At 64.2% G+C, this 19720-nt stretch carries 20 protein-coding genes, 1 tRNA gene and 1 riboswitch; of the genes, 10 read left to right on the top strand and 11 right to left on the bottom strand.

Features of this window, described 5'->3' with window-relative positions; translation table 11 throughout:
- Positions 1 to 104: 104 nt before the first annotated feature.
- The 9 genes from AC1DTQ_RS06280 to zwf form a co-directional block, all read right to left on the bottom strand.
- Complete coding sequence (locus AC1DTQ_RS06280) at positions 105 to 1124, bottom strand: ribonucleotide-diphosphate reductase subunit beta (protein ID WP_477848663.1); 1020 nt, start codon at positions 1122 to 1124, stop codon at positions 105 to 107.
- A gap of 11 nt (positions 1125 to 1135) precedes the next feature.
- The gene (locus AC1DTQ_RS06275) at positions 1136 to 1357 is read right to left on the bottom strand and encodes a hypothetical protein (protein ID WP_477848662.1); all 222 of its coding nucleotides are present in this window, start codon (positions 1355 to 1357) and stop codon (positions 1136 to 1138) included.
- Between the two features lie 9 nt (positions 1358 to 1366).
- On the bottom strand, positions 1367 to 3799 hold the full coding sequence (locus tag AC1DTQ_RS06270) for a ribonucleoside-diphosphate reductase subunit alpha (protein ID WP_477849146.1): 2433 nt from the start codon (positions 3797 to 3799) through the stop codon (positions 1367 to 1369).
- Between the two features lie 153 nt (positions 3800 to 3952).
- Positions 3953 to 4174: riboswitch (cobalamin riboswitch) on the bottom strand.
- 161 nt (positions 4175 to 4335) lie between these two features.
- A complete protein-coding gene (zapE, locus tag AC1DTQ_RS06265; protein ID WP_477848661.1) occupies positions 4336 to 5445 on the bottom strand; it encodes a cell division protein ZapE in 1110 nt (369 codons plus the stop codon).
- Positions 5442 to 6104 carry an alpha/beta hydrolase gene (locus tag AC1DTQ_RS06260; protein WP_477848660.1) on the bottom strand — a complete coding sequence of 221 codons (663 nt, stop codon included), beginning with the start codon at positions 6102 to 6104 and terminating at the stop codon, positions 5442 to 5444. The genes zapE and AC1DTQ_RS06260 overlap by 4 nt, the downstream gene beginning before the upstream one ends.
- A gap of 43 nt (positions 6105 to 6147) precedes the next feature.
- Positions 6148 to 7881 carry an ExeM/NucH family extracellular endonuclease gene (locus tag AC1DTQ_RS06255; protein ID WP_477848659.1) on the bottom strand — a complete coding sequence of 578 codons (1734 nt, stop codon included), beginning with the start codon at positions 7879 to 7881 and terminating at the stop codon, positions 6148 to 6150.
- A 75-nt stretch (positions 7882 to 7956) separates the two neighbouring features.
- The gene (locus AC1DTQ_RS06250; RefSeq protein ID WP_477848658.1) at positions 7957 to 8475 is read right to left on the bottom strand and encodes a c-type cytochrome; all 519 of its coding nucleotides are present in this window, start codon (positions 8473 to 8475) and stop codon (positions 7957 to 7959) included.
- A gap of 147 nt (positions 8476 to 8622) precedes the next feature.
- Positions 8623 to 9354, bottom strand: coding sequence for a 6-phosphogluconolactonase (pgl, locus tag AC1DTQ_RS06245; protein WP_477848657.1), 732 nt, complete (start codon positions 9352 to 9354; stop codon positions 8623 to 8625).
- A 151-nt stretch (positions 9355 to 9505) separates the two neighbouring features.
- Entirely contained in the window at positions 9506 to 10984 is a 1479-nt protein-coding gene (gene zwf / locus AC1DTQ_RS06240) for a glucose-6-phosphate dehydrogenase (protein WP_477848656.1), read from the bottom strand.
- 136 nt (positions 10985 to 11120) lie between these two features.
- On the opposite strand from zwf, the gene AC1DTQ_RS06235 reads away from it, so the two are divergent.
- The 5 genes from AC1DTQ_RS06235 (at position 11121) to AC1DTQ_RS06215 (ending at position 14164) form a co-directional block, all read left to right on the top strand.
- Positions 11121 to 11870 (top strand): GntR family transcriptional regulator, encoded by a 750-nt coding sequence (locus AC1DTQ_RS06235; protein ID WP_477848655.1) that lies wholly within the window; start codon positions 11121 to 11123, stop codon positions 11868 to 11870.
- A 192-nt stretch (positions 11871 to 12062) separates the two neighbouring features.
- Positions 12063 to 12227, top strand: a complete 165-nt coding sequence (locus AC1DTQ_RS06230) for a hypothetical protein (RefSeq protein ID WP_477848654.1) — start codon at positions 12063 to 12065, stop codon at positions 12225 to 12227.
- Positions 12221 to 12523, top strand: a complete 303-nt coding sequence (locus tag AC1DTQ_RS06225; RefSeq protein ID WP_477848653.1) for a transposase — start codon at positions 12221 to 12223, stop codon at positions 12521 to 12523. Before AC1DTQ_RS06230 ends, AC1DTQ_RS06225 begins: the two co-directional genes overlap by 7 nt.
- A gap of 58 nt (positions 12524 to 12581) precedes the next feature.
- Entirely contained in the window at positions 12582 to 12851 is a 270-nt protein-coding gene (locus tag AC1DTQ_RS06220; protein WP_477848652.1) for a hypothetical protein, read from the top strand.
- Between the two features lie 194 nt (positions 12852 to 13045).
- Positions 13046 to 14164: an acyltransferase family protein gene (locus AC1DTQ_RS06215; protein ID WP_477849144.1), complete on the top strand. Its 1119-nt coding sequence runs from the start codon at positions 13046 to 13048 to the stop codon at positions 14162 to 14164.
- Between the two features lie 81 nt (positions 14165 to 14245).
- Here AC1DTQ_RS06215 and AC1DTQ_RS06210 read toward each other — a convergent pair.
- Positions 14246 to 14322: transfer RNA gene (locus AC1DTQ_RS06210), tRNA-Arg, on the bottom strand.
- Positions 14323 to 14374: 52 nt separating this feature from the next.
- On the opposite strand from AC1DTQ_RS06210, the gene ubiA reads away from it, so the two are divergent.
- The 3 genes from ubiA (at position 14375) to AC1DTQ_RS06195 (ending at position 16418) form a co-directional block, all read left to right on the top strand.
- The gene (ubiA, locus tag AC1DTQ_RS06205; RefSeq protein ID WP_477848651.1) at positions 14375 to 15274 is read left to right on the top strand and encodes a 4-hydroxybenzoate octaprenyltransferase; all 900 of its coding nucleotides are present in this window, start codon (positions 14375 to 14377) and stop codon (positions 15272 to 15274) included.
- Between the two features lie 61 nt (positions 15275 to 15335).
- A complete protein-coding gene (locus tag AC1DTQ_RS06200; RefSeq protein WP_477848650.1) occupies positions 15336 to 15851 on the top strand; it encodes a Rid family hydrolase in 516 nt (171 codons plus the stop codon).
- 123 nt (positions 15852 to 15974) lie between these two features.
- Positions 15975 to 16418 carry a hypothetical protein gene (locus AC1DTQ_RS06195; protein WP_477848649.1) on the top strand — a complete coding sequence of 148 codons (444 nt, stop codon included), beginning with the start codon at positions 15975 to 15977 and terminating at the stop codon, positions 16416 to 16418.
- A 51-nt stretch (positions 16419 to 16469) separates the two neighbouring features.
- On the opposite strand, the gene AC1DTQ_RS06190 is transcribed toward AC1DTQ_RS06195, so the two are convergent.
- Complete coding sequence (locus AC1DTQ_RS06190) at positions 16470 to 17459, bottom strand: NAD(P)-dependent oxidoreductase (protein ID WP_477848648.1); 990 nt, start codon at positions 17457 to 17459, stop codon at positions 16470 to 16472.
- Positions 17460 to 17560: 101 nt separating this feature from the next.
- Between AC1DTQ_RS06190 and AC1DTQ_RS06185 the strand changes: the two genes are divergently transcribed.
- The gene (locus tag AC1DTQ_RS06185; RefSeq protein WP_477849142.1) at positions 17561 to 18133 is read left to right on the top strand and encodes an ANTAR domain-containing response regulator; all 573 of its coding nucleotides are present in this window, start codon (positions 17561 to 17563) and stop codon (positions 18131 to 18133) included.
- A gap of 7 nt (positions 18134 to 18140) precedes the next feature.
- Entirely contained in the window at positions 18141 to 19277 is a 1137-nt protein-coding gene (locus AC1DTQ_RS06180; RefSeq protein WP_477848647.1) for a CmpA/NrtA family ABC transporter substrate-binding protein, read from the top strand.
- Positions 19278 to 19720 lie beyond the last annotated feature (443 nt).

The following is a 19720-nucleotide window of genomic DNA, read 5'->3' as shown; positions in this document are numbered from 1 at the left end:
CGGATAGCCGTTCGAGCTATGGACCGTAGGAGCGCCCCATGGGCGCGAGCTCTTACCAATCAAGTGAAAAGCTCGTGCCCATGGGGCGCTCCTACAACCGCGAATCAGAACGCGTGGTCGAAACCGACTTCGCCCTGCACGCCGACCTGGTAGGCGGAGACGCGGCGCTCGAAGAAGTTGGTCAGCTCCTGCACGTCCTGCAGATCCATGAAGGGAAACGGATTGGTCGAGCCGAAGTGCTTGGACATGCCCAGCTGGGCCATGCGCTGGTCGGCGCAGTATTCCAGGTACTGACGCATGTCCTTGATCGACAGGCCGGCGACGCCGCCGCTCAAAGTATCTTCGGCGAAGGCGACCTCGCACTCCACCGCTTCGCACATCATCTGCACCACCTGCGCCTTGAAGTCGTCGTCGAACAGGTCCGGCTCCTCCTCACGCGCGGTACGGATCACCTCGAAGGCGAAGGCCATGTGCGCGCTCTCGTCGCGGAACACCCAATTGGTGCCGCTGGCCAGTCCATGCAGTAGCCCGCGCGAACGCAGGTAGTACACGTAGGCGAAGGCGCCGAAGAAGAACAGGCCCTCGATGCAGCCGGCGAAGCAGACCATATTGAGCAGGAACTGGCGGCGATGTTCGCGCGTCTCGATGCGCTGGATGCCCTGCAGCGAGTCTATCCACTTGAAGCAGAACTCGGCCTTCCTGTGGATCGACGGAATGTTCTCCACCGCCGAAAAGGCCTTGGCGCGTTCGTTCGGGTCCGGCAGGTAAGTGTCAAGCAGGGTGAGGTAGAACTGCACGTGCAGCGCTTCTTCGTACAGCTGCCGCGACAGGTACATGCGCGCTTCCGGTGCGTTGATGTGCTGGTACAGGTTCAGCACCAGGTTGTTGGAGACGATGGAGTCGCCGGTGGCGAAGAACGCGATCAGGCGCTCGATCAGGTGCCGCTCGGCCGGACCGAACTTGTCCTTCAGGTCCTTGGTGTCCAGCGAGAAATCCACCTCTTCCACCGTCCAGGTGTTGCGGATGGCGTTGCGGTACATCTCGTAGAACTGCGGATAGCGCATAGGGCGCAGGGTCAGTTCGAAGCCGGGGTCGAGCAGGAGTTGCTGCGGGTGGGTGGACATGTGTTTTCCGGTTAGCGGACGTAGGCGTCGGCGACGTGTTGGGAGATATAGGTGCTGAGTCCGCGGCCGGCCTGGGCCAGCTGCTTCATTTTTTCCACGTGCGCCTTTCCGGCGCTGGCGTGGCTGTAAACGTAAATGCGATCGGAGCCGGAAAACTTCACCCGTATTGAAGTCGGTGTGGTGGCATAAGCCACCACCCCCGAGTCTCCCGCCAGATTCAGATAGCGCTGCATCGCCGCAGCTTACTGGCAGGCCTCGCAGCTCTCCGGATTCTCCAGCGAACAGCTCACCGCTTCCACGGGCGTGTAGGCGGGCTTCGGCGCCTCGACGGCGGCGTTGCCGACCGTTGTCTTGGCGATCTTCGTCGCCGGCCGCGAACGCAGGTAGTAAGTGGTCTTGATGCCTTTCTTCCACGCGTACATGTACATGGACGACATCGCGCCGATGTTCGGGCTTTCCATGAACAGGTTGAGCGAAGCGGACTGGTCGATGAAAGCGCCGCGGTCGGCGGCCATGTCGATCAGCGAACGCATCGGCACTTCCCAGGTGGTGCGGTAGATGTCGCGCAAGGCTTGCGGAATGCGGGCGATGCTCTGGATAGAACCTTCGGCCTGCTTGATCTCGTCGCGCACTTCCGGCGTCCACATGCCCAGCTTCTTCAGTTCGTTGACCAGGTAGCGGTTGACCTGCAGGAAGTCGCCCGACAGCGTCTCGCGCTTGAACAGGTTGCTGGTCTGCGGCTCCACGCATTCGTAGCAGCCGGCAATGGAAGCGATGGTCGCGGTCGGGGCGATGGCGATCAACAGCGAATTGCGCAGGCCACTCTGCTTGATGCGCTCGCGTAACGCTTCCCAGCGTTCCATATGCTCGGGCGCCACGTTCCAAGCTTCGAACTGGAACTCGCCGGCCGCCGCGCGCGTGTCCGTGAACGAAGGATGGCGACCGCGTTCTTCGGCAAGCTCCACCGAAGTCTCCAGTGCGTGGTAGTAGATCGTCTCTGCGATCTTCGCCGACAGTTTGCGTGCTTCTTCGCTGTCGAACGGCAGGCGCAGTTTGAAGAACACATCCTGCAGGCCCATCACACCCAGCCCGACCGGGCGCCAGCGCAGGTTGCCGCGGCGCGCGGTTTCGATGGGATAGAAGTTCAGGTCGATCACGCGGTCCAGCTGGCGTACGGCCAGGCGCACGGTCTCGGCCAGTTTGTCGAAATCGAAGAGTGCGTCCTCGTCCAAGTGATGGCTGAGGTTGATCGAACCCAGATTGCACACCGCCGTTTCTTCGGCGGAAGTGACTTCCAGGATTTCAGTACACAGGTTGGACAGATGAATGACGTTGCCGGTCTTGGCGGTCTGGTTGCTGGCGCGATTGCACTTGTCCTTGAAGGTCATCCAGCCGTTGCCGGTCTGGGCCAGGGTGCGCATCATCCGGCCGTACAGTTCGCGCGCCTTGATCGACTTCATCGCCTTGCCCTGCAGCTCGGCCTGTTCGTAGGCGCGCTCGAAATCGGCACCGAACAAGTCGGTGAATTCCGGCACCACGCGCGGGTCGAACAGCGACCACTCGGCGTCGGCTTCCACGCGTTTCATGAAAAGGTCGGGGATCCAGTTGGCAAGATTTAGATTATGCGTGCGCCGCGCCTCGTCGCCGGTGTTGTCGCGCAGTTCCAGGAATTCCTCCACGTCCGCATGCCACGGCTCCAGATAGACACAAGCCGCGCCCTTGCGCTTGCCGCCCTGGTTGACCGCCGCGACCGAGGAGTCCAGGGTCTTCAACCACGGCACGATGCCGTTGGAATGGCCGTTGGTGGACTTGATCAGCGAACCGCGCGAACGCACGCGGGTGAAGCTGACGCCGATGCCGCCGCTGAACTTGGAGAGCTGAGCGATGTCGCCGTACTTCTGGTAGATGGATTCCAGCGAATCCAGCGGCGAGTCCAGCAAGAAGCAGCTGGACAGCTGCTCGTGGGTGGTGCCGGCGTTGAACAGCGTCGGCGAGCTCGGCAGGTAGTCCAGGTTGCCCATCCGGCGGTACAGCGCCAGCGCTTCGGGCACGTCTTCGCTCAACGCGCAAGCGATGCGCAGGAAGAACTGCTGCGGCGTCTCGATCACCTTGCGCGTGTGCGGGTGGCGCAGTAGGTAGCGGTCGTACAACGTGCGCAAGCCGAAGTAATCGAAACGCAGGTCCAGCGATGCATCCAGCGCGTCGTTCAACTTGCGTGCGTTGGTCTGCACGAATCCGAGCAGGCGGTCGTTGATCAGGCCGACTTCGTGGCCGCGCAGGATGGACTGCGAGAACGCATGGATTTCCTGGCCGGTGACTTCCTTGGCGATGTAGTTGGCCAACAGCCGCGCGCCGAGACGACCGTACTCGGGCTCCTCCGCGGTGAGCAACGCGGCGGTGCGGATGGAAAGCTCATCCAACTCGCGCGTGGTCGCGCCGTTGTACAAGCCGGAAATGGTGCGCGTAGCCACGCGCATCGGATCGATCGCGTGCAGGCCTTCGCAGTTGCGCTGCACCGCGCGTACGATCTTGTTGAGGTCCACCGGCTCCTGGCCGCCGTTGCGCTTGGTCACGCTCATCGCGGTGGCGGTGGGCGGTGGAGTCAGCAAAAAGGAAGTGTTGTCGGCCGCTTCGGCGAGCGCCTGTTCGTTCTGTGTCACGGGTGTATCTCCCATCATGATGCACGCAGCGGCCTGTCCCTCGCAGGCAACGCGGGCCTTGTGCATCGCAGGATGGGAGCGCGGTGTCGCAGGCCTCGCGACGAATCGCGATGCGTGGCGTCACCAGCCTTCTCCCCCCGGAGATTTCATGGCCGGCACCGCGCGGTGTGCTTCGCGCGGCTGTCGGCAGGTCTTCGGACTCGTGGACGTGGAAGGCCTGGCCTTCCTCCTAGCCCGTCGCTTCCCGGGACAGCATCCCAGTGCATTTGACGAGTTCGTTTCCACCTACCGCTGCGGGGCAGTGCCGGGATGGGCTCTCGCAAGAGCCGCACCGGCTTCCCTTTTCATCCGATGACATGAGCCGTCGGAACCGACAACCACAACATAGTGTGGTTTCAATGATGCGTCAACGCTATATGTGGAATAACTTTATGCCGAAGACGCGCAATAACGAGGTCCAGCGAGCGCGTTTTTCAGGTTTCACGCCAGCAGGCTGCAAGCAACGGCGCGTGGAACATGTGATCGATGCACTCGCATCGATGCTGGGCGGCTCAGGCCTTGTGCTGCGTCGCCAGGTACTCCGCGCTCTGCATCTCGATCAGCCGCGAGGCGGTGCGTTCGAACGCCCCCTGCAAACGCGCTCCCGAGTACAGCGCGGTCGGCAAGGTCGCGGCGGTGCACACCAGGTTGACGTGACGGTCGTACAGCTCGTCGATCAGGTTGAGGAAGCGGCGCGCGGCGTCTTCGTTGCTGCGGTCGAAGGCGGGAATGCCGCCCAGCAGCACGGTGTTGAATTCGCGCGCGACCTCGATGTAGTCGCTGGTGCCGCGCGGGCCTTCACACAATGCGGCGAAGTCGAACCAGACGATGCTCTTGCCGCGACCGCGCACCGGGATCTTGCGCGATTCGATTTCGATGTTGCCGCGCTTCTCCGCCAGGCCACTCAGTTCGTGCCAGCGTTCGCCCAGCCATGCATCCGATTGCGCATCCAGCGGCGTGCGGTATACGGGCGAACGGGTCAACGCACGCAAGCGGTAGTCTTCCTCGCCTTCGGCGTGCAGCGCCATGCAGTATTTCTGCAACAGGGCGATGGCGGGCAGGAAGCTTTCGCGCTGCAGACCGTCCTTGTACAGGTTCTCCGGCGCGGTATTGGAAGTGGTCACCAGGGTCACCCCCTCGGCGAACATGCGTTCCAGCAGACGGCCGAGCAACATCGCATCACCGATGTCGGTGACGAAGAACTCGTCCAGCACCAGCACGCGCAGTTCGTCGCGCCATTCCTCCACGATCTTGGCCAGCGGATCGCTCTGGCCGGCGTGTTCGCGCAGGCGTTCGTGTACGCCACGCATGAAGCGATGGAAGTGGGTGCGGTATTTCTGTTGGATCGGCAGGCCGTCGTAGAACAGATCCACCAGAAAAGTCTTGCCGCGACCTACGCCGCCCCACAGGTAGAGGCCGCGCACCGGCTCGGGCTTTTTCCAGAACGAGAGTTTCCCGCGCCAGCCTGCGTCCGTGGCCTCCAGCAGTTGGTCTTGGATGCGGTCGAGTTCGCGTAGCGCGGCGTGTTGCGCGGGATCGTCCTGCCAATCGCCGCGCGCCGCTCCCTGAGCGTAGGTTTGCGAAGGCGTCGGCGCGCCGCGCGCTGCTTCGACAGCACTCACGCAACCGGCAGCCAGTGCTTCACGCCGTGCTGCAGGGCACCGCGCAGATCGATCAGCTTGCGATGGAAGAAGTGGCTGGTGTCCGGCATGCGCACCAGATCGGGCTTGCGCTTCAGCGTATCGATCCAGTCGTAGACGGCCTGCGGATCGACGATCTCGTCGTTCTCGCCCTGAATGACCAGCCAGGGGCAGACCGGCGTCACGATCTTGTCGAAGTCCCAGCGTCCGGCCGGCGGAGCGATGGAGATCAGCGCATCGGGCAACACCGTGTCGTTGGCGCGCAAGGACACATAAGCACCGAAGCTGAAGCCGGCCAGCCACAAATCGTCGTCCGGGCGTTGTTCGCGCACCCATTCCACCACCGCAAGCAGGTCCTGCAATTCGCCGTTGCCGTGGTCGAAACTACCGGCCGACTGACCAACGCCGCGGAAATTGAAGCGCACCGTGTTGGCGCCCAGCTCGCGCAGGCTGCGCGCGGTCATGGTGACCACCTTGTTGCTGATGCTGCCGCCTTCGGTGGAGAGCGGATGGCAGAGCACGACCGTCAGCGGCAAGGCGACGATGTCGCCTTCAGGCCGGTCGACGGCCGCTTCCAGCGCGCCCGCCGGCCCGGCGAGCATCAGCGTGGAAGAAGCCGCGGGGAATTCGATATCGGTCATGCCTTCAATGATAACGCCGCGTCCGTCGGCGCCATCGATTGGGTTACAGATCGAAGCCCAACACCATCGGATCGTGGTCGGAACTGCGCCATGGCCCTTCGATGTCGCTGCCGGCGTAACCTTCGGCCTCTGGTTCATCGGCGTTGCTGTGCCACTCGGCGGCGCCACGCAAACGCTTGGCCAAGGCGGGGCTGAGCAGCGCGTGGTCCAGGCGGCCCAGCATGCCGCCGTAGAGATAGCTGTAGGGCTGCGGGACTTTCGCCACGGTGAAGGCATCCTTCCATCCGCGTTCGCGCAAGGTGCGCACCGGGTCTTCCATCGCATACGCGTTGAAATCGCCGACGACCAGCTTCTTGTCGCTGCGCTGGCCAGTGGGATCGGTCTTCAGCCATGCGTCCAGGCGTTGCGCCGAATCCAGCCGCAGTGCGTTCCAGCAGCTCTGTCCGTCGCGCTGGTCCGCATCGGCGCCGGTCGCTTCGGTGCATCCCTTGGATTTGAAATGGTTGGCTACGACCACGAATACCTGACCGTTCTTGCCGCGGCGAAAGGCCTGCGCCAATGGCACACGGCTGCGCGTGCCGAACGGACCTTCTTCCAGAATCGCCGGTTTGCCGACCGGCGACACGCGGTTCTTGCGGTAGATCAGGCCGACGCGGATTTCGTCGTTGCCCGGACCTTTCTGCGCATCGATGTAACGCCAGTCGCCGCCGCCCGCATTCAAGGCATCGACGAATTGCGCGATGCTCGATTGCGGGCCGTAGCCATCGTTCTCCAGTTCCATCAGCGCGGCGATGTCCGCATTGAGTCCCTTCAGCGTCAGCACCAGCTTGTCCGTCTGCGCCTTCAACTGCACCGGCGTCTTGGCGCCACGTAGCGTGGGGAATCCGCTGCCCTGGCCGTCGCCGTTGAACAGGTTCTCCATGTTGAACACGCCCACGCGCAGGCTGCCGGTCACCTTGGGCGCGGCCGGCCGCGCGGTGGGTTTGGTTTCCAGCGGAGCGGTCAGCTGCAGGCGATAGCTGCCCTGGCGCTGGTCGACGATGCCTAGCGCGCCGCTGGCGATGCTGCCGCTGCGTGGCACGCCCTCGGGCAGGTACCAAATCGTTTTCGGATCGCGGCGGTTGCTGGCATCGTCCAGCACGATTCGACGCCGGGCGTTGAATCTTCCGACCTCCTGGAAGCGCTCGCTGCCGGGGGCGAAGATTTCGCTCGGCGTCCACAAACGGCCGCCGAAACTGGCGCTGGTCTCGGCGTAGCGCGCATCGGTGCCATTGAGGCTGAGCGGCGCGTCGATCATGACCAGCATGCCTTCCAGCACCTCCCAGCGATCCGGCGGCGCGGTGAGCACGGTGGGGATGACGGGAACGGGCTTGGCAGGCTTCACCGGCTCTAGGCGCTCGGCTAGAACGGTGGTCGAGGTGCCTACCGACTTGCCATCGCCGGCGTCCTCGAACACGCGGCCGTAGACGCGCACCGTGTCGCCGGTGCGGAGTTTGGTCTTGGACGCCTTGGGAGGAACGACGAACAAAGCATCGGAAGTGAATGCATCGCCATCGCCGCCATCCTGGAGGAAAAACCCGCCCAGGCCGTCGACGAAATTGCCTGTGATCGTCCCCTGCACGATGACCTGCTGGCCTTCCAGAGGACTGCGGTCGCCGCGCCCCTGCGCCCTGCCGATGGTGATGACGCTGCGCTTGACCGCGGCATAGGTGGAGACGGCGCCGCAGGCGCACACCAGCGCGAGCAGCAGGGAAGCGTGGAAGCGGGATACGGTCATGACGACTCCGAAGATATGTTCATACGAAAACGCCGCCCGAAGGCGGCGTTTTCGGCGCATCGGCAAGGCCGAAGCTTACTTGACGTTGGCCAGCATCCAGTCGACGGTGGCGTGAATCTGTTCTTCTGTGAGACCTGGATTACCGCCCTTGGGCGGCATCACCCCGCCGTCGGGACCGGTGAAGCCCTCCATGGCGTGCTTGTACAAGGTGTCCTTGCCCTTGGCCGCGCGTGCGCCGAAGCCGGCCGCGGTCAGCGTCGGCGCTTTGCCCACCCCGTTGGTGTGGCAGGCGCCGCACAGATTCTGGTAGATCACGCCGCCGTCTAGGGTACCGCCATAGGCCTGCTGGGCGGACGCGGCCGCTAGCGCCGCGGCTTGCGCCGCTGCCTGGGCGGCGGCGCCGGTAGCGCCGGCGTACACAGCGCCGGTCGGGGCGATGCGGGCCTCGGTCTGCTTGGCCGCGACGGGCGAGACTTCCGGCGGAATGGTGCCGTGCAGATAGAACGCACCGGCGATCAGGCCCAGGGTCACCAGCATCAGGAAGCCGATGACCATGGAGAAATGCTTGAGGAATTCGAGGTCGTAGTTACGCACTTTCCACCTTTTGCAGCACGGCCTGGGCCGTGCTTGGCTACGAAAAATCTAAGGATCCCGGGGCTGCCGCATGCAGCTTAAGGGACGGATCCGGGCGCAAGCGCCGCAGGCAAGGCCTCCATTATAAGCAGGGCGGGTGCGAATGCCTCAAGCCGTCCAGTAAATCTGCACGTGGGGACGGGCGTGTTTCAGCACGCGGCGGATGGGGTAAGCGGCGCCTTGGCCTTCGCCAGAGATGGCCTGCGCCAGGACCTCTTGCTTGCTCGCGCCTTCGATATGCAGATACAGGCGGCGCGCGGCCAGGATCGGCGGCAGGGTCAGGGTGATGCGGGGTTCGCCGGCGTCGGGTGCGCGCATCGGCAGCACCACCGCGGCCGCGGCCGGATCCAACGCTGCCGCCAGATGATCGCCGCCGGGGAAGAACGAGGCCGTATGGCCGTCGTTGCCCATGCCCAGCACCAGCGCGTCGAAGGGGGAGGGCAGCATCGCCAGGCCGTCTTCGATTTCGCCGATCGCGTTTTCAGGTTCCGGTGCATCGCGGTACAGCGGAACGAAACGAGCTTGTGCGGCGGCGCCGTGCAGAAGATTGTTCCTGACCAGTGCCGCGTTGGAGCGTTCGTTGGATTCGGGCACCCAGCGCTCGTCCACCAGCGTCACCATCACGCAGGGCCAGTCCAGCGCCTGCAATGCGAGCGCCTGCATGAAAGCCTTGGGAGTGTTGCCGCCAGAAAGGGCCAGGCTTGCGGTATCGCGCTCGGCGAGTGCGGCGCGCAGATCGTTGGCGACGGACAGCGCCAAGGCGTGGGCCAGGGCGGTCGGGTCAGGAAAGGTGTGAAGCTGGATCTGGCTGGATAAGTCGGCGGCCATTGGAGTGCTCATGCTTTTGCTTCCTTCTCCCCCGGGAGAAGGTGCCCGAAGGGCGGATGAGGGAGTGGACTGTCAGGTCGTACTGAACTTTCCGCAGCAAGTCATTTTCGTTCCCTCATCCGTCGCTGCGCGCCACCTTCTCCCGGCGGAGAAGGAAAAGCACCTACGCCGCGTCTTCATGCCACGTCCGGCCATCGCGCTCGATCAAGGCAACAGCTGCGCTCGGCCCCCACGAACCGGCGGTATAGGGCTTCGGCGCTTCGCGCAGGGTCTCCCAAGCGGCCAGGATCGGGTCGACCCACTTCCACGCCGCCTCCACTTCGTCGCGGCGCATGAACAAAGTCGGGTTGCCGCGTACGACATCCATCAGCAGGCGTTCGTAAGCTTCGGGTTGGTGCACGCCGAAGGCCTCGGCGAAGCTCATGTCCAACGGCACGTGCTGCAGGCGTAGGCCGCCCGGGCCCGGGTCTTTGATCATCAGCCACAGCTTCACGCCCTCGTCGGGCTGCAGGCGCAGCACCAGTTTGTTGGCCATCACCGGCCCGGCGGTGTGTTCGAAGATGGAATGCGGCACCGGGCGGAACGCGACCACGATCTCCGACACGCGTTCGGACAGACGCTTGCCGGTGCGCAAGTAGAACGGCACCCCGGCCCAACGCCAGTTGTCCACTTCGGCCTTGATCGCGACGAAGGTCTCGGTGCGCGAATCGTTGCGGCCCAACTCGGTGAGATAGCCCGGCACCGCCCCGCCGTTGCTGGCGCCCGCGCGGTACTGGCCGCGTACGGTCAACTGCGCGGCGTCCTCGGCGTCGATCGGGCGCAGCGAGCGCAGCACCTTCAGCTTTTCGTCGCGCACCGCATCGGCCTCCATCGCCGCCGGCGGTTCCATCGACACCATGCACAACAGCTGCAGCAGGTGGTTCTGGACCATGTCGCGCAGCGCGCCGGAGGTGTCGTAGTAGCCGGCGCGTTTTTCCAGGCCCACGGTCTCGGCCACGGTGATCTGCACATGGTCGACGTAGTTGGAATTCCACAGCGGCTCGAACAGGATGTTGGCGAAGCGCAGCGCCATCAGGTTCTGCACCGTTTCCTTGCCCAGGTAGTGGTCGATGCGGAAGATCTGGCTTTCGGCGAAGGCGCTGCCGACCGCATCGTTGATCACCGCCGCGCTTGCCAGATCTTTGCCGATCGGTTTTTCGATCACCACCCGCGCCTTGCCGGTGTTGAGGTCGTGCGCCTTGAGGCGTGTGCAAATGTCGACGAACAGGCTGGGACTGGTGGACAGGTAGAACACGCGGATGCGGTCGCCATGGGTCTTCAGTTCGTCGGCGAAGCCCTGCCAGCCTTCGTCCTTGGTCGCGTCCAGCGCGTGGTAACCGAGTTTCTGCAGGAACGGCGCCAGCTTGGCCTGCAGTGAAGGCTCGCTGCCCACCACCGACACCAGCGCCTCATTGACCTTGGCCCGGTAGTCGTCATCGGACTGTTTGTCGCGGGCCACGCCGATGATGCGGCTGTCCTCGGGAATCTGGCCGTCGGCGTAGCGACGAAACAGACCAGGCAGCAGCTTGCGCAGCGCCAAGTCGCCGGTGCCGCCGAAAATCACGAGGTCGAAGGTGTCGACGGGAACAGTCTTGGCGGTCACATCAGGTCTCTTGGAAAGGAACGGAAGCGGAACGAGAAAATACCACCGAAATACCATGATGGCCATCCATGCCCTTGATTAATGGCGATTGGTCACCTAACTTGCGGGATTGGTATTTCATTGGTACTTTCCTCTCATGTCCTCCGCCCTGTCCCGCGAATACCAGCGCCTTGGCGCCGCCGATACCACCCGCACCCTGGCTTATGTGCGGTTGCGACGGGCGGTGCACAACCTCATCGACAGCGGCGTGCTGCAACCGGGGCAGGCGTTGCCCAGCGAACGCGATCTGTGCACGCAATTGTCGCTGTCGCGCGTCACCGTGCGCCGCGCTTTGTCCGGATTGGTCGAGTCCGGCCTGCTGACCCAGCGCCACGGGGCCGGCAGCTTCGTGGCCGAACGCATCCAGCGTTCGTTCTCGCGCCTGACCAGCTTCACCGACGACCTGCGCGAGCGTGGACTCAATCCGCGTTCAGAGTTCTTCGAACGCAGCGTGGGCGAAGTCACTCCCGAGGAAGCCATGGCCCTGAACCTGTCGCCGGGCAGCGGGGTGATCCGCTTCCATCGCGTGCGTTACGGCGGCGATGCGCCGCTGGCGGTGGAGCGCACGCTGGTGCCCCACGCGCTGCTCCCTGATCCTATGAGCGTGATCGATTCCCTGTACGAGGCGTTGCAGCCGCATGGCCATCGTCCGGTCCGTGCTTTGCAGCACCTGCGCGCCGTCGCCCTAGACGCGGAAACCGCCCGGCTGCTGAATTTGCCGGCCGGAAGTCCCGGACTGCTGATCGAGCGGCGCGCCTTCCTCGCCGACGGCCGGGTAGTGGAATCCACCCGCTCGTTCTATCGCGGCGATGCCTACGACTTCGTCGCCGAGCTGCACAGCGACTGAGGCAGAAAAATCGGCCGGGCGTAGTGCAGAAGAAGCGCCGACCAGAACGAAGGTTAACGTGAGAAATCTCACGAATTGCAGCGTAATGAACGTTTTTCCTCCTAACGCACGATAATGTGACTATTGTCGCACCAGCGCTGTTCCGCGCAGCGGCAAATTGCCCGCGCTAGGCAGTCATCGGAGGGGGAAATCATGGGTGCGAACAAACGTTTGGAAATCGCCAAGGCGCCCGAAGCGGCGAATGTGGACGCTGGCGAAAACAAGATGGATCAGATCCGCGAGTTGATGTTTGGCGGTGCGAAGCCAACTGGCGCGCGCGCCAGCGGCTCAACGATGGGCAATGGGCACGGGTGCTAGCGATACTGCCCGGCCGCATCGGCGTACGCGCCAGCAATGGCGGCAACGCCCGCCGCTTCGTCGAAGCGGTATTGTGGATGGCGCATACCCACGCCTACTGGTCGGACATTCCACCCGAATACGGCGCTTGGCACGCCATCTACATCCGTTTCGGACGCTGGGCGCACGAAGATTTGTGGGAAGACGTAGCCAAGGCCATGGAGGAGCTGCCGGAAACCCAGGCGTTGCTCAGAAGCATGGTCGAGAAATTCCAAGCCAACTACCGCATCCAACGCTTGCGCGGCACGATGAAGTAGGGCAAGCGCAAGGCCTCGCGCTTGCCCGAAGGGCACGACGTGCACATGAAGAAGTGGAATGCAGGTTGTACAGAACATCGTGACCCTCAGCCCGCCGCAAAACGAATCCCAGCACACGCTGCCGGTCAGCGGCGAGAACGAGTACCTGCGCCGACCATGCGGTGCCGGAGTCAAGCGTGATCGAGTATCTCGAAGACCATTATTTGTTGATCGAAGATCGGACAGGCTGGCCGGGCGTCTGCTGCGCCTGCGTGACGGCACGCGCGTGCGCGCCAGCCCGACCTACGTCGAGCCCTTGGTACACAGGTTGCACGGCGATGATGTCTGATCTCGACCCATGCCCAGCCGAGGCACGGCTAGGCGAGGCATGGGCACCGACTGGCGCCTGGCGTCTGCAAAGCACGGTCACGTCGATTACAGTGCTGAGCCCGGCAACCCACAGAGCAAAGCGCAGTGAACAGCATCACCACGACGAACGACGACAGCGACCGTTATCCTGCGCCGCCCGCGCACGGTGCGCATCTGCCTGGCTTGGATCTGCTGCGCGCGCTCGCCGTCGTCTGGACCATGCTGTTCCATTCCTTCCTCGTCGGCGGACTGGGCGAGAATTGGGCCTGGGCGCAGCGCTACGGCTGGATGGGCGTCGATCTATTTTTCGTGCTCAGCGGATTCCTGATCGGTTCGCAGGTGCTGAAGCCGCTGGCGGCTGGCGGTCGGTTCTCATTTAGCGGGTTCTACTTGCGCCGCGCGTTCCGGATCCTGCCTGCGTTCTGGGTGGTGCTGGCGGTGTACCTGCTGTGGCCGGGGTTCCGCGAAGCGCCGGGCATGGAACCGTGGTGGAAGTTCGCCGGCTTCTTCGTCAACTTGTCGATCGATTACGCTGAAAACGCGACGTTCTCCCACGCATGGTCGCTGTGCGTCGAGGAGCATTTCTACCTTGTGTTCCCGCTATTGGCGTGGCTGCTCGCAAAACGCTCATCGGTCGCAGGTTTCGTCGCGTTGTGCGCGGCGATCGTACTCGGAGGGATCGCCCTGCGCAGCGCTATCTGGCTGCATTTCGACGCGCTGCAGCCCGCACGCGCCTGGTTCGTCGAGGACATCTACTACCCGACCTGGAACAGGCTCGACGGTCTGCTCGCCGGTGTGGTCCTCGCGGTGTGGAAGACCTATCGCCCGGGCGCCTGGGCGCGCGTCGCCTTGCACGCCAACCTCATGTCGATGATCGGGCTGGCGACAATGGCGATGGCGTTCTGGCTGTTCCGCGACCGTACCGGTTTGCTCGGCAACAGCGTCGGTTGGCCGGTGCTGTCGCTGGGGTTGGCGTTGCTGGTGTTCGCCGGTGCGCAAGCGGACAGCTGGATCGGGCGCCGCACGCTGCCCGGCGCGCGTTGGCTGGCAATGGTGTCCTTCAGCTTGTATCTCGTGCACAAGCCGATCTTCGGCCTGGTGTACGCGCATGTCGGCGATGCGCTGGAAGGCAGGGGCTATGTGGCTTTCGCCGTGTACGGCATCGCTTCGCTGCTCGCGGCCGCGCTGCTGCATTATCTCGTCGAACGCCCCGGGCTGCGGTTGCGCGAGCGGATCTTGGCGCGGCCACGGTCGGTGTCGGTGCCATCGGCCATCGAGTCCACCACCGGTTAGAGTGACCGAAGGCAGACCAGCCGAGAACCACTAGATGTCTCGTTAGTGATTGACTGGCCACCGCGGTTTTAGCGCATGAAATGGCGCGCCCGGAGGGATTCGAACCCCCGACCAATGGCTTCGGAAGCCACTACTCTATCCGGCTGAGCTACGGGCGCATGGGACGCGCATTCTAACCTACCGGCGGCGGCCGGCCTGATAATCTGAGGCATGGGTTACGAAAGATTCCAATCCGCAGGCCAGCCCCGCTGGCGCGAACGGCTGGGCCAATACTGGAAACTGGTGCGCGGCGACCGTCCGATCGGCGTGCTGTTGCTGCTGTGGCCAACCTGGTGGGCGTTGTGGATCGCTGCTGCGGGCGTGCCGTCCCTATGGACGCTGTTCGTGTTCACCGCTGGGGTGTGGCTGACGCGTTCGGCCGGCTGTGTGATCAACGACTACGCCGACCGCTGGCTGGATCCGCAGGTGGAGCGCACGCGCGGGCGGCCGCTGGCCACCGGCGCGGTGTCCGGTCGCGAGGCCTTGTTGGTGTTCGCGGTGTTGATGATCGCCGCCTTCGCGCTGGTGCTCACGTTGAACCGCCTGACCATCTACCTGAGCATCGTCGGCTTGTTCCTGGCCGCCAGCTATCCCTACCTCAAACGCTACACCTACCTGCCGCAGGTCTACCTGGGGCTGGCCTTCGGCTGGGGCATCCCGATGGCGTTCGCGGCGGTGCAGGGCAGCGTCCCGCCGGTGGCCTGGGTGCTGTACTTCGCCAACATCTTGTGGGCCACGGCTTACGACACCTGGTACGCCATGGTGGATCGCGACGACGACCTCCGCGCCGGTTCCAAGTCCACCGCCATCCTGTTCGGCGATATGGACCTGATCGCGCAGACGGTGCTGTACGCCTTGATGTTCGCGGCACTGTGGATGGTGGGGCGGCAGGCGCAGCTGGGTTTGTACTACTGGGCCGCGCTGGGCGTGGCGGCGTTGTTGGTGGCCTACGAATTCCTCATCGCCCGCCACCGCGAACGCGAAGCCTGCTTCCGTGCGTTCCTGCACAACAACTGGGTGGGCGCAGCAGTGTTCGCCGGAATCGCGATCCACCAGGTTCTGCAAACCTGATCGGCAGACGGTCGTACTACCCTAGGTCGGAGTCGACTTCCCTTTGCCGGAGACAAACACGATGAGAATCCTGATCGGCTGCCTGCTGGCCGTCTTCGCCAATCATGCGTTCGCGGCGGAAGCCATTCAGCGCGAACACCTGGCGCCCGCCGGCTGGGAAGGCTCCTATCACGAGCTGCACTACTCGCCAGTGGTCAGGATTGGCGACCGGGTTATCGTTTCCGGAATTCCCGCGCTGGAAGGCGATACCGAGGAAGCCAAGATCCGCTGGATGTTCGGCCAGCTCAAATTGCACTTGGAAGCGGCGGGCGCCAGCCTGGAGGACGTGGTGGAGCTGACCAGCTTCCATGTGTCCACCGGCCACGACGATTTCCGCAAACACCTGGAGCCGGTGCTAAAGGTGCACAGGGAATTCTTCAAGGATCACTACCCGGCGTGGACCGCGGTGGGCACCACGGCGCTGTTCTCGGCCGATGCGCCAATGGAACTGCGCGCGGAAGCGATCATCGGTTCGGGCCGCGCCGCGAAGGCGCAAATTTCGAAGCCCGCTGCGCCGCCCGCGCCGGCAACGCCCTGACCGCCCGCGGGGCGCGTGCGGTGTAGCCTGCATTCAAGCAGGCGCGGCTACTGTGGCTGCATGAAAGGGAAGCCGTGGGCTTCCGTGTTCCAGGCGGTCCTCCTTAACCTTCGCAGGCGCCATATGAAACGATTCGTCTTGCTGTGCGCGGCCATGATCGCCGCCGGTGCAGCCTCCGCTCAAAGCGCCGATGCTCCGCTCGACCTGCGCGTCCCTGAGCAATCGGCGACAACGGAGGGGGTAGTCAAAGGCGACCCTCCGGGCGTTTATCACGGCGACACCAGCGGCAAGCCCTCGTCGCGCAGCACGGACCAGACCGTAGTCGAAGACGACGGCAAGGCCAAGGTCTGGGGCAGCTTCACCACCGGCATCGGCCATAGCAAGGGCTACGGCACTTCCCATTACAACGCGGCCGAGGTCAACGTCAGCAAATCCTTCGGCGATGGCGAACGCCCCAATGCGGTGAACCTGCAAATCCGCGTCGAACAGAGCGACGGTCCCGGTTTCGGCGGCCGCTATCCGTATCCCTACTTCGACCACGGCGCGGATTACCCGCCGCCGCGTTGAAGAAATTCGGCGATCGGAATTCTTCGCGGACACATCGCCTCCGCATAACTGCTACGCGATCACGCCGGGAATCACATCGCAGGCAATGCCTTGTAGGCTGAGCCGCTGGGCAAGATCGTCGCCAGTCGCGGATTGGAACGCGTTGCCGGGTTTCAGGCACACCACGCACTGGCCGGATTGCGCGCGCTCCACCAACAGCGCCAGCAAGGCATCGTCGTCGTTGGGCAACGGCAGGCGCGCGGCGTCGCGGCGAGCCAGCGCCACGATGGCGGGGTGCGACTGCGCATCGCACACCAGCAGGTCGGCCCGGTTCAATGCGCGCAGTGCTTTCAGCGTCACCAGGCCGGGATCTCCATCGCCTGCATCCACCAGCAGCACGCTGCCGGCGGAGGCAACCTCCCTGGTGTTGTCCAGCGCCGCCAGGAACGCTTGTTCGGCCGACTGCCGCTGCCCGCTCTGAAGCAACACGGGCACCGGGCCGTCCATCACCTGTTCGAACCAGCGTCGGCGCAGCGCAAGTTGCGGCAGACGGGCGCGGATAGTGCTGCGATGGCGAGCGAAGAGAGCAGCGAATTCGCCCAGCGAGTGATCCAGCAGCGTTTCCATCTGCTCTCGCAGCCGGCGAGCGAGCATGGGCGCGGCGCCGCCGGAAGAGATCGCCAGCAGCAGCGGGGCGCGATCGACGATGGCGGGAATCTGAAAGGTGGACAGTTCGGCATCGTCGACGACATTGACCAGCAATCGGCGCAGCCCGGCTTCGCGCGCCAGCTCGGCATTGAAGGCGTGATCGTCGGTGGCCGCCACCAGCAGCCAGACGCGGTCCAGCCAGGCTGGGTCGAACGCGCCTTCGAGGCGACGAATACGGTCTTGCGCCAGCCACTGCGCCAGTGCGTCGTTCAACGCATGTGCGTACACCCGCACCTGCGCGCCGGCGTGGAGCAGGGCTTCGATCTTGCGCGTCGCGACTTCGCCGCCGCCGACCACCATCACCTCGCGACCACTCAAATCGGCGAACAGGGGAAACAGTGGAGAGGGGGACATTTGGATTCCTGAAGAGGCGGCTGCTAAGAGGTGGCTCGCCAGCGACCATGTTGCATGGCAACATGAAGTGGACTCCTCAGGCTAGCCCTCTGCCCGTCATGTTGCGCGTCTTGCTGGTCAACGATACCGAAAAGCCGATCGGCGAACTGCGGGCGGCGTTGCAGGCGGCGGGCTACGAAGTGCTGGAAGCGGTCGTCGGCGCCGACGACCTGCTCAAGGCGGTGGAGTCGCAACAGCCCGATGCGGTGATCATCGACGTGGATTCGCCTTCCCGCGACACGCTGGAGCAACTGGCGGTGATGCATCGCCATGCGCCGCGGCCGGTGGTGATGTTTTCCGCCGATGGCGACGACCGGCTGATCCGGGACGTGGTCGCCGCCGGGGTCACCGCCTATGTGGTGGACGGTCTGACTCCCGCCAGGTTGGCGCCGATCCTGCAGGTGGCGCTGGCCCGCTTCGAACAACAAGCCCACGTCCGTCGCCAGTTGGGCGAAGTGCAGCAACAACTGGCCGATCGCAAGCTGATCGATCGTGCCAAGGGCCTGCTGGTCGAGAAGCGCGGCATGAGCGAGCCCGAGGCCTACGCCAGCATGCGCCAGCTGGCCATGCGGCAAAACCTGAAGCTGGTGGACATCGCCCGCCAGATCATCGCCATGGCGGACCTACTGGGATGACGCTTGCATGACCCTTAATCACCGTGACGGCATCGCCGGCCCGCGCCTTCTGCGGCTGGGCTTCATGCCCCTGATCGATTGCGCGCCGCTGGTGGCTGCGGTGCGCCTGCAACTGGACCGCAAGCACGGCCTGCAGCTGCAATTGCATCGCCAAGCCTCGTGGGCCGCGATCCGCGACAAGTTGTTGTCGGGCGAACTGGACGCGGCCCACGCACTGAGCGGACTGGTGCACGGCGTGCAATGCGGCATCGGCGGCGTGCAAGCCGACCTGTCGATTCTGCTGACCCTCAACCGCAACGGGCAGGGCATCGTGTTGTCGCATCCGCTGGCCCAGGCGCTGAGCGCAGGTCAGTCGTTGCGCGAAGCCTTCACCGACTTGCGGCGGTCACCGGTGCTGGCGCAGACCTTTCCCACCGGCACCCATGCGATGTGGCTGTACTACTGGCTGGCCGCCCAGGGTGTGTCGCCGCTGCATGCGATCCGCAGCGTGGTCATGCCGCCGCCGCAGATGGCCGATGCGCTGGCCCGTGGCGAACTGGACGGCTACTGCGCCGGCGAACCTTGGGCGCAGCAAGCGGAAACCTTGCAGGTGGGGCGCCGAGTGGCGACCAGTGGCGAGATCTGGCCCGACCACCCAGAAAAAGTACTGGCCTGTCGTCGCGATTTCGCCACCTTAGAGCCGGAGACCGCGGTGGCATTGACCGCGACGCTGCTGGAGGCCTGCCGATGGCTGGACGAGCCCGGCAATCGCAGCCAGGCGGCGGCCTGGCTGGCCGAACCGGACATCATCGACCTGCCGGAAGTGCAGATCGCAGCCTGCCTGAGTGCGAGCGATGCATTCGGTACTCATCGTTTGTCGTTTCACGACGGCGGCGCGGTGAATTTTCCCTATCTGTCCGATGGTCTGTGGTTCCTTAGCCAGTTCCGCCGCTGGGGCTGGCTGACGCAGGACCGCACCGAGTCGGACTGGGCGCGGCAGGTGGCCGAAGTGCACGCCACCGCGCGCTATCGGGAGGCGGCGGCCAGTGTGTTGGTGCAAGTGCCGGCGGCGGAAATCCGCCGCAGCGTGTTGTGCGATGGCATCGTCTGGGACGGACATGCGCCGCAGGCCTATGCGGATGCCTTCGCCATCCGCGCGCACTAGGGTCCGCCGTCAGATCAGTCGAGCCAAAGTGCACGATCTAACCGGTTATTCAAGATCCCGGTTCGTGGTGAGTGCTGAGCCTGTCGAAGCATCGAACCACGCTTTTCGAGGGGAAAGCGAGCCGCCGCACAGCGAACACATTGCACAGTGCGTGGTTTGACCAGCCACCACGAACGGACTACTCACTACAGATTTTCCCAGAATCTATCTCCACTGCTGCGCTGCACAATAACCGTGCAGTTGCACTGGGGTTAGCCCCGGATGCGTGCGTCAGCAGCGGTCGCAGGGTAGCTCGCGTGCGCCGATCCGCAGAGTGATTCGTGCCTAACCAATTGATTGGATAGCGATTCCCGCGAATTCCCCGAGAACGCAAAAGGTTGGCACGGCGCTTGCGTTGTATTTCGGCGACGACACAACGAGGTGTCGGCAACACGCATACCTAC

The sequence above is a fragment of the Pseudoxanthomonas sp. P4_B2 genome, assembly GCF_056402315.1.
Note: the sequence above shows the minus strand (reverse complement) of the source record. Positions and strands in the feature narration are given on the sequence as shown.